The organism is Fructobacillus fructosus KCTC 3544 (genome assembly GCF_001438695.1).
In the GTDB taxonomy this organism is placed as follows: Bacteria; Bacillota; Bacilli; order Lactobacillales; family Lactobacillaceae; genus Fructobacillus; species Fructobacillus fructosus.
Genome location: NZ_JQBH01000001.1, coordinates 32,635 through 48,789 on the forward strand (window position 1 = coordinate 32,635; position 16,155 = coordinate 48,789).

General features: G+C 45.1%; 15 protein-coding genes. 2 read left to right on the forward strand and 13 right to left on the reverse strand.

Going from position 1 to position 16,155, the window contains the following annotated elements; all coding sequences use genetic code 11:
- The first annotated feature begins 162 nt into the window (after nucleotides 1-162).
- Nucleotides 163-771 (forward strand): glycerol-3-phosphate 1-O-acyltransferase PlsY, encoded by a 609-nt coding sequence (plsY, locus tag IV71_RS00180; RefSeq protein WP_010692060.1) that lies wholly within the window; start codon nucleotides 163-165, stop codon nucleotides 769-771.
- A gap of 48 nt (nucleotides 772-819) precedes the next feature.
- Here the strand turns inward: plsY and IV71_RS00185 are convergent, their stop codons facing one another.
- A complete protein-coding gene (locus IV71_RS00185) occupies nucleotides 820-1,395 on the reverse strand; it encodes a hypothetical protein (protein WP_010692059.1) in 576 nt (191 codons plus the stop codon).
- 19 nt (nucleotides 1,396-1,414) lie between these two features.
- Nucleotides 1,415-3,652 (reverse strand): RelA/SpoT family protein, encoded by a 2,238-nt coding sequence (locus tag IV71_RS00190; RefSeq protein ID WP_010692056.1) that lies wholly within the window; start codon nucleotides 3,650-3,652, stop codon nucleotides 1,415-1,417.
- 265 nt (nucleotides 3,653-3,917) lie between these two features.
- Between IV71_RS00190 and IV71_RS00195 the strand changes: the two genes are divergently transcribed.
- Nucleotides 3,918-5,135, forward strand: coding sequence for an MFS transporter (locus IV71_RS00195; protein ID WP_010692055.1), 1,218 nt, complete (start codon nucleotides 3,918-3,920; stop codon nucleotides 5,133-5,135).
- A 55-nt stretch (nucleotides 5,136-5,190) separates the two neighbouring features.
- Here the strand turns inward: IV71_RS00195 and glnA are convergent, their stop codons facing one another.
- The 11 genes from glnA to IV71_RS00250 form a co-directional block, all read right to left on the reverse strand.
- On the reverse strand, nucleotides 5,191-6,540 hold the full coding sequence (gene glnA, locus IV71_RS00200; protein ID WP_010692054.1) for a type I glutamate--ammonia ligase: 1,350 nt from the start codon (nucleotides 6,538-6,540) through the stop codon (nucleotides 5,191-5,193).
- 44 nt (nucleotides 6,541-6,584) lie between these two features.
- Nucleotides 6,585-6,926 (reverse strand): MerR family transcriptional regulator, encoded by a 342-nt coding sequence (locus IV71_RS00205; protein WP_010692053.1) that lies wholly within the window; start codon nucleotides 6,924-6,926, stop codon nucleotides 6,585-6,587.
- 199 nt (nucleotides 6,927-7,125) lie between these two features.
- Nucleotides 7,126-9,816, reverse strand: coding sequence for a DNA polymerase I (gene polA / locus IV71_RS00210; RefSeq protein WP_010692052.1), 2,691 nt, complete (start codon nucleotides 9,814-9,816; stop codon nucleotides 7,126-7,128).
- A gap of 76 nt (nucleotides 9,817-9,892) precedes the next feature.
- Entirely contained in the window at nucleotides 9,893-10,618 is a 726-nt protein-coding gene (locus IV71_RS00215; RefSeq protein WP_010692051.1) for a Bax inhibitor-1/YccA family protein, read from the reverse strand.
- Between the two features lie 73 nt (nucleotides 10,619-10,691).
- Nucleotides 10,692-12,026, reverse strand: coding sequence for a UDP-N-acetylmuramate--L-alanine ligase (murC, locus tag IV71_RS00220; RefSeq protein ID WP_010692050.1), 1,335 nt, complete (start codon nucleotides 12,024-12,026; stop codon nucleotides 10,692-10,694).
- Nucleotides 12,027-12,037: 11 nt separating this feature from the next.
- Nucleotides 12,038-12,697, reverse strand: coding sequence for a YtpR family tRNA-binding protein (gene ytpR, locus IV71_RS00225; protein WP_010692049.1), 660 nt, complete (start codon nucleotides 12,695-12,697; stop codon nucleotides 12,038-12,040).
- 28 nt (nucleotides 12,698-12,725) lie between these two features.
- Entirely contained in the window at nucleotides 12,726-13,403 is a 678-nt protein-coding gene (locus tag IV71_RS00230) for a 5'-methylthioadenosine/adenosylhomocysteine nucleosidase (protein WP_010692048.1), read from the reverse strand.
- A gap of 9 nt (nucleotides 13,404-13,412) precedes the next feature.
- Nucleotides 13,413-13,712 carry a membrane protein gene (locus IV71_RS00235; RefSeq protein ID WP_010692047.1) on the reverse strand — a complete coding sequence of 100 codons (300 nt, stop codon included), beginning with the start codon at nucleotides 13,710-13,712 and terminating at the stop codon, nucleotides 13,413-13,415.
- Complete coding sequence (locus IV71_RS00240) at nucleotides 13,702-14,277, reverse strand: NUDIX hydrolase (RefSeq protein WP_010692046.1); 576 nt, start codon at nucleotides 14,275-14,277, stop codon at nucleotides 13,702-13,704. The genes IV71_RS00235 and IV71_RS00240 overlap by 11 nt, the downstream gene beginning before the upstream one ends.
- 2 nt (nucleotides 14,278-14,279) lie before the next feature.
- Nucleotides 14,280-14,495 (reverse strand): cold-shock protein, encoded by a 216-nt coding sequence (locus IV71_RS00245; protein WP_010692045.1) that lies wholly within the window; start codon nucleotides 14,493-14,495, stop codon nucleotides 14,280-14,282.
- A 107-nt stretch (nucleotides 14,496-14,602) separates the two neighbouring features.
- A complete protein-coding gene (locus tag IV71_RS00250) occupies nucleotides 14,603-16,054 on the reverse strand; it encodes an NCS2 family permease (protein WP_010692044.1) in 1,452 nt (483 codons plus the stop codon).
- Nucleotides 16,055-16,155 lie beyond the last annotated feature (101 nt).

Sequence of the window (16,155 nt, forward strand, 5' to 3'; positions counted from 1 at the left end):
AGATTAAAAATTAAAAACTGACAACAAGAAAATTTTATCAGTTTTTTCAATGTCCTTTATTTCATAACTAGGCTAATTCCCGCCACCTCCCCTTCCATTCCGCAAATACTACGTTTTTTATGGTAAAATATTAGCTGCTGTTTCAAAAAGGAGTTTTTTAAAATGGAAAAAACAATCATGGTTTTTATCCTTGCCTACCTCATCGGTTCACTAGTTCCTGGCTATTGGATTGGCAAGCTTTTCTTCCATAAAGATATTCGTACAGAAGGATCTGGTAACATCGGAACGACGAACGCCTTCCGAATTCTTGGTCCAGTAGCTGGCACTGTGGTACTTGCTGCAGACATCCTTAAGGGTGCGTTAGCCGCCATGCTACCTAGCTTTTTCGGACTGAACATCAACGTTATGCTCGTTGGTCTTTTTGCCATTCTAGGTCACACCTTTTCTTTTTGGATTGGCTTTAAGGGTGGAAAGGCCGTCGCTACCTCCGCCGGTGTGCTTTCCGTATACAACGGGCCGCTCTTCTGGATGGTTTGTGCCGTCTTTGTTTCCTGTCTGTTGCTCTTCTCCATGGTATCCGTTGCTTCCATGGTTGGTTTCACCTTTGCCACGATCATGTCCGTTTTCTATTACCATGATCTAATTCTTTCCATTATTGCCATCGTTTTGACCATTTTTGTCTTCTACCGACATCGTCAAAACATCGGCCGTATCCTTTCTGGAAAGGAATCCACCATTCCATTTGGCTTAGTTTACTGGCTGAAAAAATAATGAATATTCAAAAAGGCCCACCGGAAAATATTTCCGGTGGGCCTTTTATTACATCAAATAGTGACTACCTAATTTCAACCGTTTCCACATCCCTGGCTGCAAACGTCTAAGAAAAAGCGTCCCGTGCAGCGTCAGTAGGACCGCGTCAATCAAATTCATTTTAACTAGGTAAAGAACGAAGAAGAGTAAAGTGGTTGGTGGTAACAGAAGCAAAACGAAAAGGATCCATGCTCGTTCGAACGACCATTTGTTCTTTAAATAACGTTTTTGCTGATCATTTGGTTGAAAAGGCTGTAAATTAAGATGATTATCAACCCGTTTCTTCGCCGTTCGATAGGCCATCCACCAGAAAAAGGCAGGTAAAATGGTCGTCACAACGAATGCAAACCACCAAAGAATTGGATTACTCACCGTGATTTTGGGAATCGGAAAGAAAAACTTGCCTAACCAGAGCACCGTGCCAATAATTGCTGAAGTCAGAAAAGAAATGAATAACGCGAGATCATAGCCAGTTTTCGGTGTAATCTCCCCTTGATAATATTGTTTATCATCACTGGCATAATAAATCATTTTTCGTGACTTTCCCACCTTCATAGGAATCAAGCGAATCGGTTGGGTCAACAAGGGCCTTCTCCTTTAATCGTTAGTGAATGGTTCGTTTAACATCATAAACAGAGTGCGTTGCACTAAGAGAATCAATGATGCCATTTAGCTGTGCCAAGTTTGAAACCCCGAGTGAAGCCTGTACTTGGACCATGCCACCGCGCGTCACGTGCCCGTTAATCTCTTTGATGAAACGGGTCTTGGCATTTAAGGATTTCAAAATCGTATTTAAGATACCAGGTTCGTTTTCAGCATGAATCGTTAAATCAGCGGTGTAGTCAGGCCTTTGTCCATTGGGGTCTGCCCATACAACGTCAACCAGTCGTTCGCCCGCCTTTTGCGCAGCATGAATGTTTGGACAGTCAAAGCGATGAACTGCCACACCACGCCCCTGCGTAATGTAACCCGTGACCGAATCCCCTGGGACCGGCGTACAACACTTAGCCAAGTGAACGAGTAGGCTATCAATACCGGCAATCACCACATCTGATTCAGCTTCTCGTTGCTTTCCTTTGGAGGGCTGGTTCTCTTTTTTAATGGCGCCACCCTCTTCGAGCAAACGCTTCTCAAGATCCGCGGCTTCCTTCGCCTCTAAGGCCTCACGATGTGATTTAGTCAGCTCACGAACAACCGCCAAGCGTGTCAAATCTCCGTAACCAACGGCTGCTAGCAAATCATCCTTTGTCCCGGATTGGAAAGTATCCGCAACAGCCTGCAACTTTTCATCACTAATAAAGTCGTTGGCTTCATAGCCCTGGTCAAAGAGCTCTTTGGTAACAGCATCCAAACCAGATTGGATGTTATCAGCACGATCCCTTTTCTTCAAAGAGGACTTAATCTTATGGCGAGCTTTTCTTGTTTTAACCAAGTCAAGCCAGTCCCGCGACGGTTGTGCGTTCGGACTGGTCAGGATTTCCATGATATCACCGTTTTGGATTTGGTAATCCAAGGGAACGATGCGACCGTTTGCCTTCGCGCCAGTCGTGTGAGCGCCAACGTTTGTGTGAATGGCAAAGGCCATGTCCAAAGGACCTGCTCCCTGCGCAAGTTCATAAACATCCCCAGCCGGTGAAAAGGCATAGACGCGATCAACAAAAAGGTCGGTCTGCACAGAATCCATGAAGTCCTGGGCATCTTCTGCTGATTCCTGGAACTCCAAGATTCCCTGAATCATGTTTAAGACCTGCTCGGATTGGTCAGTCACGTTGGCCTGTTGATCAGAACCTTTATTTTTCTTATAGGCCCAATGAGCAGCCACACCAAATTCAGCGACTTGGTGCATCTTGTACGTCCGAATCTGTACTTCTAAGGGGCGACCAGAAGGTCCGATAACCGTTGTATGTAATGATTGGTAGCCGTTTGGCTTTGGTAAGGCGATGTAGTCCTTAAACCTGCCTGGCAAGGGTTTCCAATGTGCGTGGATGGCCCCCAAAACGGCGTAAGTATCCGTTAAGTTTTCCGTTAACACCCGAATCGCTGACAAATCATAGATTTCATCAAAGGACTTGTGCTTATCGACAAGCTTACGATAAATGGAGTAAATGTGCTTTGGACGTCCATATACCGAAACATCCTCGATGTGCAATTCGTCAATGCTTTCTTCAATTTGACCGATGGCTTCCTGGATAACTGCCATTCGCTCATCGCGCTTCATGGACATCATACTGGCAATCTTATGGTAAGCATCCGGCTCCAAGTATGACAAGGAGAGATCCTCTAGTTCCCACTTAATGGCGGAAATACCCAAACGGTCAGCCAATGGTGCGTAAATCGAAAGCGTTTCTTGTGAAATTCGCCGTTGCTTGTCAGGACGAAGGGCATCCAGCGTGCGCATATTATGCAGACGATCCGCTAACTTAACGATAATCACGCGGATGTCTTTTGCCATCGCTAAAAGAAGCTTGCGGTGGTTTTCGGCCAACTGTACCTTGGAGTCTTGGTACTTAATTTTGGAAATCTTGGTGACCCCATCAACAATTCGACCCACCACTGGACCAAATTTATCAACGACATCTTCCAAAGTCACAGGTGTATCTTCCACAATGTCGTGTAAGAAGCCAGCCACAATGGTAGGACCATCCATCTTTAATTCAGCAAGAATGCCTGCCACTTGAATAGGGTGTGCGATGTAGGGGATGCCCGATTGTCGCTTTTGTTCCTTATGTAGCTCGCTGGCCCAATCATAAGCTTCGGTAACTGCTTTTACTTGGTCCTCTGGCAGGTAATCGGCGACCATGGTCAAGACATCTTTCGCTTGGTAATCCTTATGCTTTGTCATGGAACCCCCTTTCAAACGGCTTTTGCCATTAACTTTTAGATAATCTTCATTATAAGCGAATAAAAGAAGAGACACAAGCAAGGAATTGTCCCGTTTGACACCTTGTCGATGCGTCGCCCTTGAAACGACTTTTTTATAAAAAGGGAGCAACAACTGCTGTATAAAAGAACGTCATTTCACTTCGTTTTCAACCATCGTTCTCCCTGAAAAATCACAGTAAAAAGAGTAAGATAGTGGAATAGTGAATTCATTTTTTGGAGGCATCATGACAAATACAAGCAAAACGATTGATTGGAAACGCAACATGTGGATTATTTGGTTGGCCGTCATGATGACTGGTGCTGCCTTTTCCGAAATCATTCCTTTTCTTTCCCTCTACATCGAAAGCATGGGTTCCTTTACAAAAGATCAGTTAAACTTTTATTCGGGAGCGGCCTTCGCCGTGACTTTCTTAGTATCGGCAATTGTTTCACCCCTCTGGGGGAAGCTAGCTGATAAAAGTGGTCGAAAACTCATGATGATGCGAGCAGCGTTAGGACTGGGTTTGGTGATGGCGTTGACCGGTCTTTGTCAAAACGTCTGGCAACTGATTCTCCTACGAGGTTTGCAGGGCGCCTTAGGTGGCTTTGTGTCAAATTCCAACGCCCTCATCGCAACGCAAACACCAAAAGATCAGGTGGGACGTGCGCTTGGCATTGTCGTGACTGGTTTCACCGGTGGTACTCTAATTGGCCCATTGATTGGTGGTTCACTCGCAACCTTCCTATCCTACCGACAGATTTTCTTTATTACTGCCACCATCTTTGTCATTGTCTTTTTCTTCATCTGGCTACTTGTTCAAGAAGAACGTCCAGACCAGTTAAGTGATGATGAAAAAGCGAAGAAACCAACCGTTCGTTTTCGTGACTTACCAAACCGGAGGATTCTCCTGGCGCTCTTCGTCACCACGATGTTAGTTCAAATCGTTAACATGGCCATCAACCCGATTGTTGCGCTCTTCGTCCGTGAAGTGCTTGCTGGTCACGGTAACGTCACCTTTATTACGGGCGTCGTCGCGGCTATGCCAGGTTGTGCCACCTTTATCTTCGCCTCTTGGTTTGGTCGTCTTGGCGATCGAATTGGTACCAAATTCATGCTTCAGATGGGGTTTGTCCTTGCTGTGATTGCTTTCGTACCGACAGCCTTCGTCACGACCGTTTTCTGGCTACTCTTCTTCCGCTTTTCAATTGGAATTGCCGATGCCACCCTTCTACCGGCTATCCAGACATTGATTTCACGTAATAGCCCGGATGACATGGTTTCCCGTGTCTTTTCCTACAACCAATCCTTCCAGTCAATTGGATCCGTTCTTGGCCCAATGTGTGGAACCCTGATTGCTTCTGCCTTTGATTATCGAGCAATTTTCCTCTTTACTGCCGCCGTTATGGCCATTAACGGTACACTCTTCTACTTCAATATTTACCGTAACGAGAAGATTCATTAGTAGCTAACTTAAAAAGTCGTCTGGACACTTATCCAGACGACTTTTTTAATGGTTATTAGTAATTCATAAAGTAGTTATCTAGTTCCCACTTTGACACGTACTGACGGTAAGACGTGTACTCAATGCGCTTTGCTTCAGTAAACTTATCGATGATATGAGTACCAATTGCATCAATAATCACGTTATCTTCTTCCAACTCTTCCAAAGCATCGAGCAGAGTGTCCGGAAGATTCTTAATACCCGCTTTCTTCCGTTCATTTTCATCCATCAAGTAGATGTTTTTATCAACAGAAGCCGTTGGCTCCAAGTGTTGTTCAATTCCATCCAAGCCGGCTGAAAGGATGGCCGCCAAACAAGTATAGGGGTTCGTTGTTGGATCAACTGTTCGAAGTTCCAAACGGGTAGCCAATCCACGCGAAGCCGGTACACGAACCATTGGTGAACGGTTCGAAGCGGACCAAGCGATATAAACGGGCGCTTCAAATCCAGGTGTCAAACGCTTATAGGAGTTAACCGTTGGGTTGGCGATGGCCGTCAAAGCCGGCGCGTGCTTCAAAACACCACCTAAGAAGTTCAAGGCCGTGTCTGATAGACCAAGGTAGTCGTCGTCTTGACCTGCAAAGGCATTCCCGTTTTCATTGAACAATGACATGTTGATGTGCATACCCGAACCGTTAATACCAGAAATTGGCTTTGGCATGAAGGTTGCATAGTAACCATTTTCGCGGGCAATGGTCTTCACAACAAGCTTAAAAGTCTGAATCTTGTCAGCGGCATCCAAAACATCATCGTAACGGAAATCCACTTCGTGCTGTCCTGCAGCCACTTCGTGGTGGGCTGCTTCCACTTCAAAGCCCATCTTTTCCAAAGCCAACACAATTTCACGACGGACATCTTCACCACGGTCCAGGGGTGCCAAATCGAAGTAGGAACCATGATCGTTTAATTCCATCGTTGGCTTACCCTCTTCGTCCAACTTAAAGAGGAAGAATTCGGGTTCAGGTCCAATGTTGAATTCCGTGAAACCTTGTTTCTGCGCGTGTTTTACCGCTTCCTTCAAGGCAATTCTGGGATCCCCGGCAAACGGCGTTCGATCCTTGTTGTATACATCGGCAATTAAACGAGCGACTTTACCGCCGTGACCGTCAGTTGCCCATGGGAAGATTAAAAAAGTCGAGAGATCGGGATAAAGGTACATATCCGATTCATTGATTCGAACGAATCCTTCGATGGAGGAACCATCAAACATTAGGTCATTATTGAGCACTTTGTCCAATTGTGACGTTGGCACTTCCACGTTTTTAATGGTTCCTAACACGTCAGTAAAAGTCACACGGATAAACTCCACGTTTTCTTCTGCAACACGCGCCTTAATTTCTTCTTTTGTCATGAACTTCTGTGTCATCATATCCCCCATGTCGTGTTTTTCGTCTGATTTGGTCAATCAACTCAAGGTTGATTAAAGCGGGCAATTTGGGCAAATTCATCTTGCAAAGAGCGACGAAGTGATGAATTGACATCCTCTTCGCGGGCCTTCTGCAGGCGCTCTGCCTTATCAAAGAGCTCCTTAATATCCTTGGTTGAATCACCAGCATCTAAGTGGTCTTTAATTCGCAAGAGTTGGTCAATGTCGTTTAAAGAGAAGCGTCGCTGGCCACCCTTCCCCCGTTCTGGCTTCACTAACCCGTGTTCTTCGTAATAACGAATTTGACGATCGGATAGCAAAGTCAGTTCGCGGACAACCGACATCGGCAAGACAGCTTTATTTCGTTGTAATTCAGAACTTTTCACGATTCACCATCCCCCTTGCTAATGATAATAGCTGAAAGAATAAAAACTGTCTAAAAATTGGTTAGGTTTCTTGACTTAACTAGCAAAATTGGTACTAGAATTGGTCTAGTTAACAAAGGAAACGACTCGAATTAATCAAAAGGTTACCGATGCCTTTTTTCTTAGTAAAAAGGAGTCGTTACCGACTCCTTCACTCCTCTTACTTTGCTTCGTACCAAGTTGGTCCTGAATGTGATTCCACCTTCAGCGGGATAGCCAACTTAACGGCTGAATCCATGACTTTTGTCACGGTATCACGTAGCTCGTCTAGTTCGCTTTCAGGGCATTCGAAGACGAGTTCATCATGCACCTGAACGAGCATATTAGCCGCCATTCCCTTCGCCTCAATGGCCTGGCTAACTTTAATCATCGCAATTTTGATAATATCAGCAGCCGACCCCTGGATGGGCGAATTCATGGCTGTTCGTTCAGCAAAAGAGCGGGTATTGAAATTCTTAGCATTGATGTCTGGCAGATAGCGACGACGGTGCTCAATCGTTTCAACAAAACCGTCCTTGTGAGCTCTTTCCTTGATTTGTCCCATCCATTGATGAATACGCGGAAACTCCCTGAAGTAAGTTTCAATGAAAGACTTGGCCTCCTTACGGGGAATGTTCAAATTCTTGGAAAGACCATAATCCGAAATTCCATAGACAATTCCAAAGTTGACCGCCTTAGCTGTCCGTCGCTGATCTGGATCAATTGGCGCATCCTCTGGTAGCCCAAAGACTTTACGTGCCGTTTCGGCGTGAATGTCTTCATCTTCAACGAAGGCGTGTTCCATGGCCGGATCACCGGTAATGGAAGCCAGTACACGGAGCTCAATTTGGGAATAGTCAGCCCCAAAAATTTGCCAGCCATCGTGTGATGGAACAAAGGCGTGACGAATCTTTCGACCAGCCTCTGTTCGCATGGGGATGTTTTGGAGGTTTGGATCCACGGAAGAAAGTCGGCCAGTCTGCGTCAATGTCTGCAAGAAACGCGTGTGGACTTTTTGATCTGCTGGATTAACAACGGACAACAAGCCATCGACATAGGTGGACTTTAACTTAGCCAATTGACGATAAGCCAAAATATGTTCAACAATTGGTGCTTCTGGGGCCAACTTCTCAAGAACTTCAACCGCAGTCGAATAACCGGTCTTGGTTTTCTTAATAACCGGCAAACCCATTTTTTCAAAAAGTAACGTACCAAGTTGTTTCGTTGAATTAATGTTGAACTCTTCACCAGCCATTTGGTAAATTTCTTGCTTTAGAGAAGCAATCTGCTCGTCCATTTCCTGGCCCATCTTCTCTAAACGGGCTTCGTTCACCTTAAATCCTTGAGCTTCCATCTTTGCTAAAACAAAGGAAAGAGGTAATTCAATGTCGCGATATAGATGACTCTGCTCGTGCTCATCCAAGTCTGAAAAGGCTTGGTCACGCAAACCAAAAATTGTTTCGGCTTTGTGCCCAACGTGGTCAATCAAGACTTTTTCTTCTTCGGGAACGGTAAATTTAGCTCCCTTACCATAAACTTCCTCATCAGAAGCCAAGTAACGTCCAAAACGTCCGGCCAAAGTTGACAAAACATTATCATTACCAACCGTGTCTAACAAATAGGCTACCAACAAGAAATCAAAATCAACAGCCCCTAACGTCAGTCCTAATCGATGCAAAAGTACCCAGTGTTCCTTCGCATTAAAGACCCGTAACTTTGTTTGACTCCCTTCAACAATTTGCCGTAACAAATCATTATCAAAGAAGGTAAAGTCGCGGGAACCATAGTAGCCAACTTCGTCATTCCCAATAGAAAAAGCGAGCATATCAGCTTGATGATAATTTTCGCCAGACGTTTCAATGTGAAAGGCTAGGTAATCTTCCTTAACTAACCGTTCCAGCGCGGCTTTTGACAAAGGATGGACTGTTTGAAAGTCGCCTTGTTTTTTTTCGGATTCTTCGGCAATTTGACCAACATCGTCAAAAAGTGTGTGGGCGCGTAACTTATTTAGTGCCTGCTTAAAGTGCAACTTTTCAAAAAGGTTAACCAATCCCTTTTCCTCAGGACCATTGTAAGTAATGTCTTTTAATCCAATGGACAACTTAGCATCCGTAATGATGGTCGCCAACTTCTGTGCCCGATAGGCCTGTTCCTTATCGTTAATTAGGTTTTCCTTCATTTTGGAAGGTTTCATCTCATCAACATGGGCATAGAGATTATCCAAATCGTGGTACTGTTTCAATAACTTCAGCGCAGTTTTTTCACCGACCTTGGTTACCCCCGGGTAGTTATCCGATGTATCCCCAGTTAATGCTTTTTTATCAATGATTTGTTCGGGTGTAATTCCAAACTCGTTCATAATAAAATCAGGCGTGTAAACCTCGACTTGGCTAACCCCTTTCTTGGTTAGCTTAACCGTCACATCATCCGTCACTAACTGAGTCAAATCCTGATCACCAGTAATGATAATGACTTGATCCCCGGCTGCCTGCCCAATCCGCGAAAGCGTTCCAATGATGTCATCAGCCTCTAGACCAACTTGTTCATAGTTGTGGAGACCGTGGACCTCCACCATCTCACGGAGGTACGGAAACTGTTCCTTAAACTCGGCCGGAGCCTTATCGCGACCGGCTTTGTAATCAGCATACAAGTCCCCACGAAAAGTCTCTCGACCTGATCGAGCATCCCAAGCCACTAACCCCATATCGGGTTGCATGGGCAAAACAATCGACTCCAAGAAGTTATTGAAGGCAACGAGGGCGTTTGTATGCAGGCCCTCCGGTGTTACCATTCGGTCGAGCTGCTGGTACATCGCATAAAAGGCACGAAAAGCCAACGAATTACCGTCAATTAGTAGAATTTTTTTACTCATTTTGCTCCCCTTGTTTCATCTTCTTGTAGTTTAGCATAAAAAAAGCTCGCCGAAGCGAGCGTCTTTTGTATTCAACTTAATCTCTTTGGTTGCCAAAAAGCTGCAGCAATGAATAGAAGATGTTAATGAAGTCCAGATAGAGCATCAAGGCACCAATAACAGCCATTCCAGTCAATTGAGCATCACCTGCTCCCTGTCCAGCCATTTGTTCGTAATTCTGACGCAACATGTTGTTATCGTATGCCGTGTACAAGGCAAAGATAATCACAGAAGCAAACGACACCAGCATCTGGAAACCGGTTGAACCCATAAAGATGTTGATGATGGATGCAACAACCAATCCAATCAACAATCCAAACAAGATGGGACCCATGCCAGCTAAGGACTTCTTAGTAAAGAAACCGTAGGCTGCCATTCCGGCAAACAGAGCGGCCGTCGAACCAAAGGCTGCTAAAACAGATGCCTGCGTATAGTAGGCCAGCAAAATGCCAAGTGTCAATCCCTGCGCAACCGCAAAGGCCATTAACAAACCAAAGGCTTTTGAAGGATTATTTCGCAACGAAGCCCCACGAATCATCGCAACCAAAACCAATTCAACGGCTACAACGGCGATAGTCCCAATCCATGAACCAGCAAAAAGCGACACAACCTGTGGCAAGAAGAAGTTCTGAACCACAAAGCCAGAAACGGCGGTAACCGCTAATGCAATTGCCATAAAGCCGTATACTCGTTGAAAGAAAAGCTTCATCCCATTATCAGCACCCGTCACATCGCGACGTGTGTTGAAATCAAAGTTATTCATTTCATACCTCCTATAAATACTTAAAATCAATTTTAAATATTATAACCTAGACACGTTAATTTAACATTAAAAATTATGAACGGTCCGGTTGAATCTGCCCGAGTAGTTTTTCAAAAGCAAATTCATACTTTTCGATATCCCCTGCCCCCATAAAGACAAAGACGGCGTCATCATGTGCCAACAGTGGTGATAAGTTATCTTCTGAGATAATCGTTGCCCCACCTGGAATTTCCTTCGCAATATCTTCAGCTGAAACGGTCCCACTGGCTTCACGGGCGGAGCCAAAAATTGGGGTTAGATAAACCGTATCAGCCTTTGAAAGAGCCTTAGCGAACTCATCCTTATAGGCAATCACTCGGGTAAAGGTATGTGGCTGGAAAACCGCCACGATTTCTTTATCGGGATGTTCCTGTCGGGCAGCGTCAAGTGTTGCCTTAATCTCAGTTGGATGATGGGCATAGTCATCAATGATAGTGGCCGCCCCGACTTTTCTTTCTGAGAACCGACGCTTCACTCCTGGGTACGTCTTCAAATGTTCACGAACACCATCCAAATCGAGTCCTTCTAAGTAAGCAACCGCAATAACAGCCGTCGCGTTAAAGATATTGTGTTGTCCAAAGATGGGAATAAAGAAACGTCCCAAATCCTGACCACGGAAGGAAACGGAAAAAGTGGAGCCGTTCGTCTCCTTATCAACGTCTTGGATTAAGAAGTCATCACGACCTGAAACATCACCGTAGTAATAGAGTGGCACGTCCACTGAAAGTTTCTGCAATGATGGGTCGTCACCCCAGGCAACAATCCCCTTCTTAACGCCCTTCGCAAAGTCTTCAAATGCAGAAAAGACATCCTCTAAATTCTTGTAGTAATCAGGATGATCGAAATCGATGTTCGTCAAAATTGCATAGTCAGGGTGGTATGGCTTGAAGTGACGACGATACTCATCGGCTTCCAGAACAAAGAATTCGGAGTTTTCAACACCGTGTCCCGTACCATCCCCAATTAGATATGAAGTCCGTGCCACATTCTTCATAACGTGGGCCAGCATACCTGTTGTCGATGTTTTTCCGTGTGCACCGGCAACCGCAATTGTCGTTGCCTGCGCAATTTGTTCCGCCACGGCCTCAGGGAAGGTTATCATTTTGACACCAGCATCAAGTGCCGCTTTCACTTCAACCTGATCATCTTCGAAAGCGTTGCCTCGAACGAAAGTGTAGTCCCGATACTTCTCAATGTTTTTTGCATCAAAAGGTAAAATCGTGATTCCGGCCTTTTCAAGGGGGGCCTGCGTATAAGTGAACTGACTAATATCAGAACCCACAACCTCATTTCCTTGGTCGTGTAAAATCTGAGCCAATGGCCCCATACCCGTGCCTTTAATTCCGATGAAATAATATTTCTTTGACATAGTCTCTCTTTTTAATAATTCGTATCAATCCGACCGTCTTTATAGAGGTCTTTCGCCTGATCAAAGTCGAATACCTCGCCAATTGAACCAAAATCATCCGGTAGGACCAAAGCACCTGGTTTATCAGGAGCCCCTGCCAACTGTAGTTCACGACCGGAAACAATCATACCGGCAGATGGAACACCGCGCAACGCACCAGGCCAGATAATTTCACCGGAAGGCATCATTGCTCCTGGTTGAGCAACCACCACCTTAATGCCGGTTGCCATGTTTGGTGAACCGGAAACAATCTGTAAGCGATCATTTTCCCCAACATCCACTTTGGTAACATGTAAATGGTCGGAATCAGGATGTTCTGTCATCTCTTCAACAACGCCAATCACCAACTTTGAAGGATCAGTGTTAATTTTGAAATCGATGCCAACCTTTGCCAATTCTTGATTGATTAAGTCAACCTGTTTTTCCGTCAAAAATACTTGACCGGCCTTATTGGTCGACAAGCCCAATTCCTGAGCTAAATTAGCGAGATTAATGGCAACGACATCCCCGTTTTCAGGGTTTTTTACCACCGTTACGTTTCCCTTTGTGTCCACTTCTTGATGTCCAGTTGATGGTGCAAAAGTCAACATCAACACATCACCCGTCGCGGCGGGATTAAAGACTGCAATCATGAATCAATTCCCTTTCCAATAAGTATACTTATTCATTTATTGTATCAAGATAAGCTAATAAGAGTTCAGCTGACTTTTGGCCGGCCTGCACAACGTACTCATCGAAGTCGATGTTCGATTCACCGTCTGCCTGATCCGACACCCCACGTAAGACAATAAATGGCTTTTTAAAGCGTGTTGCCACTTGGGCAACCGCCGCTCCTTCCATTTCAGCTAATTGAGCGTCCGTAAAGTTTTGTAAAATCTTTTCCTTCATCGACTGTTGAACAAACGTGTCCCCAGTAACAATCAGTCCTTTTTTGACATCAGTTAATTTTTCGAATGCCGAAACGAGGGAAGAATCAGCTTGAAAACGAGCAGGTTGAGCTGGGAGTTGACCATAATCATAGCCAAAAGCCGTCACATCGGCATCAAAATAAGCCAACTCACTACCAATCACCAAATCACCAATCGAAAGTCCCTCTTGGAGAGCACCAGCTGATCCAGTATTAATCACGAGGTCGACATCGAAAACCTGAGTCAGAATGGTTGTCGCAGTGGCTGCGGCCACTTTACCGATACCTGATTCAGCCAAAAAAACATCCTGGCCATTGTATTGGCCAATTAAAACTTCCAAATCAGAAAAGGCAACGGTTTCCGCATCCTTTAAGGCCGCAGTCAGGGCCTTCTTTTCTTCGGCCATCGGCGTAATAATTCCAATTTTCATAACAGCCTCCTATGGCAAAACAAAGAAAAGAACGTACATCAAAACGGTTACAACCCCAACAAAAATCATGCCGCGGTTATATCGCCACGAAAGTCGGTCCATCTTTCCTTTTTGGGTGAGCTGACCGTCTGAGCCAAGTTCAAACTTGCCCTTGTGCGTCAATCGCATTTCTGCTCGATTTGCTGGCTCAACAACGGTAATTTCATCCTCATGTGCCTTGGCATATTCACGTTCAACTTGTCGACGTTGACGTGCTCGATTTTTTTGTTCACGACTCTCTTTACTACGAGAGAAAAAACTATTGACCATTCTTTAATCTCCGAATTGTCCAATGGAAATAGGCAGTGATTGTCTTCAAATCATTTAGTTGACCAGCTTCATATAAAGACGTCATTTCATCATAAGAAATGGTCACAACATCTAAATATTCTCCTTCATCACGTGGAAGCTGATTGGCGCCATCGAGGTGCGTCAATTCCGTTGCCACATAGAGGGCAATCTTCGAATCGGTGAAGCCAACCGCCTCAAACCCATCGGCAAACGCTTCCAATTTTCCAGGATGAATGCGAATCTCTTCGTTTAATTCGCGAATGGCAGCTTCCCGGCAAGCGGTTTTAATGTCACCATGATCACGCGCATCAACTTTGCCAGCTGGGATTTCTAAAACAAAGTCCTGAACCGGTTCACGCCACTGCTTTACAAACACCGCGTGGTCCTCGTCAATGAGAGGGAGAATACCAACAGCCGGACCACGTGTAACCACGTCACGCTGGGCCAAACTACCATCAAACAACTTAACCCAGCGGGAATCAATCTTAAAGATTGGCCCCTCGTATTTGATGTCGTTTGAAACGCAAGTTTCTTTCTCCACCATGCTTACGCCTCCTCTTGAATTGGCGAAACTTGAGCAGCTTGAAAGCTATCCTTTCCCTGCACGAGCACGTACTGCACCCGTTCACCAGGATGTAAGGACTTAAAGCCTTCTCCTGCAATTCCGTTGAAATGAACGTAAACGTCATCGCCTTTTTCATCCGGAGTGATATAACCGTAACCACGGTCTTTTTGCCAAATTTTTACTGTACCTTTTTTCATACCTCTATTATAGCAAAAATTGGACTAGACTAGGTGAATTTGCTTGGAACCTTTTGACAAAAAAGAGTGTCATCAAACGATGACACTCCTCTTAAGGAAATACTGAGTTAAATAAAGGCCAACAATACAAAGTTTGCCAAGAAGAACCCTGTGATAATCAACAGAATGGGTGACAGTTCCTTCCACTTACCTTGGGCAACTTTCACAAGAATGTAGAAAATGAAACCAGCAGCGATTCCATAGGAAATGGAGAAGGAGAAGCCCATGAAAATTGAAGTGAAGAAGGCCGGAATGGCAACCGCCAAATCAGACCAATCAATTTTCTTGAATTCACCCATCATCATGATTCCGACCATAATCAAGATTGGCGCCGTCGCAGCCGTCGGCACGATGGAGACCAATGGTGACAAAACAAGCATGGCCAAGAACCCAATTGACGTCACAACGTTGGTCAAGCCAGTTCGTCCACCTGAGGCAACACCGGTTGCGGACTCAATCAAGGTTGTCGTGTTTGACGTTCCAACAGCCCCTGCCAAAGTCGTCGTAAAGGTATCAACAACCAAGGCCTTGTCCATCTTTGAGTTGAAGGAATTATCGGCAACGAAGGCTTCTTGGTCCTTCTTTGAGAAGATGCCCGTTTGGTTCCCGATTCCAATCAAAGTCCCGATGGCATCAAACAAACCAGTCAAGCCCATGGCAAAGACCGTCACGATGGCAAGCGAAGCCTTTGACCAAGATGACCAGAGAGAACCCATCCCGTTTGAACCAAAGGCGGCCCCAAAGGCATTCGTAAAGTCAGCAAAGGCGTTTGGTAATGACGTTGCGGCTGACAAGTGGGTACTCGTCACCCCCATTGGGATTCCAATCAAAGTCGTTAAAATCAGAGTAATCAAGAATGAAGCCGGCACCTTTTTAATCACCAAGAAGGTCAAAATTAAGAGGCCAATCAAGGCCAACAAGGCAGATGCCTGTGTAAAGCGGGTTAATTCAGGGGTAACGGAACCGGAAGCCAGAATCGAATCGAGAGCGCCTTTGACAGCACCACCAGAATAAGGCTTATCATTGACCGTCATGATTGACGATCCAGAAACGACGAAATTAATAAAACCGGCGTTCTTCAGACCAATATAGGTCACAAAAACACCCAAACCACCACCAATGGCGGCCTTCAATTCTTCCGGAATGGCTTTCACGATAGCCTGACGACCATGGGTCAAAGTAATCACGATGTCTAAGAGGCCGACCATGAAAACGATGGCCAGGGCTTGCTGCCACTTAAAGCCAAAGCCAAAGACGATGGTGTAAGTGAAATAGGCCTGCATTCCGATACCGGGTGCTAAAGCAAAGGGTACGTTGGCATAAAGTCCCATCAGAAGCGTCCCAAAGACAGCCACAATAATGGCGGCAATGAAAACGGCTAACTGAGACATTCCTGCCTGAGATAAAATCTGCGGGTTTAAAAAGAAAATGTAAGCCATTGAAACAAAAGTCGTTAGGCCGGCAATCACTTCCTTTTTAACCGTCGTTTGATTCTCTTTTAATTTGAAAAAATTTTCCATTTTACGAGGGCTTTCGCCCACTCCTTTTTAGTTTTTAGTTTGGCTTGCTGGTCGACAATCGCTCCAATGAAGCGGTCACGCTAAAACAGCAAGTTTCTTTA

Excerpts from the sequence above, each read along its gene's own strand:
- glnA (WP_010692054.1), bottom strand. The coding sequence starts at position 6,540 with ATGACACAGAAGTTCATGACAAAAGAAGAAATTAAGGCGCGTGTTGCA.
- murC (WP_010692050.1), bottom strand. The coding sequence starts at position 12,026 with ATGTCAAAGAAATATTATTTCATCGGAATTAAAGGCACGGGTATGGGG.
- IV71_RS00235 (WP_010692047.1), bottom strand. The coding sequence starts at position 13,712 with ATGGTCAATAGTTTTTTCTCTCGTAGTAAAGAGAGTCGTGAACAAAAA.
- IV71_RS00240 (WP_010692046.1), bottom strand. The coding sequence starts at position 14,277 with ATGGTGGAGAAAGAAACTTGCGTTTCAAACGACATCAAATACGAGGGG.
- IV71_RS00195 (WP_010692055.1), top strand. The coding sequence starts at position 3,918 with ATGACAAATACAAGCAAAACGATTGATTGGAAACGCAACATGTGGATT.
- polA (WP_010692052.1), bottom strand. The coding sequence starts at position 9,816 with ATGAGTAAAAAAATTCTACTAATTGACGGTAATTCGTTGGCTTTTCGT.
- IV71_RS00230 (WP_010692048.1), bottom strand. The coding sequence starts at position 13,403 with ATGAAAATTGGAATTATTACGCCGATGGCCGAAGAAAAGAAGGCCCTG.
- IV71_RS00250 (WP_010692044.1), bottom strand. The coding sequence starts at position 16,054 with ATGGAAAATTTTTTCAAATTAAAAGAGAATCAAACGACGGTTAAAAAG.
- IV71_RS00215 (WP_010692051.1), bottom strand. The coding sequence starts at position 10,618 with ATGAATAACTTTGATTTCAACACACGTCGCGATGTGACGGGTGCTGAT.
- plsY (WP_010692060.1), top strand. The coding sequence starts at position 163 with ATGGAAAAAACAATCATGGTTTTTATCCTTGCCTACCTCATCGGTTCA.
- ytpR (WP_010692049.1), bottom strand. The coding sequence starts at position 12,697 with ATGATTGCAGTCTTTAATCCCGCCGCGACGGGTGATGTGTTGATGTTG.
- IV71_RS00245 (WP_010692045.1), bottom strand. The coding sequence starts at position 14,495 with ATGAAAAAAGGTACAGTAAAAATTTGGCAAAAAGACCGTGGTTACGGT.
- IV71_RS00190 (WP_010692056.1), bottom strand. The coding sequence starts at position 3,652 with ATGACAAAGCATAAGGATTACCAAGCGAAAGATGTCTTGACCATGGTC.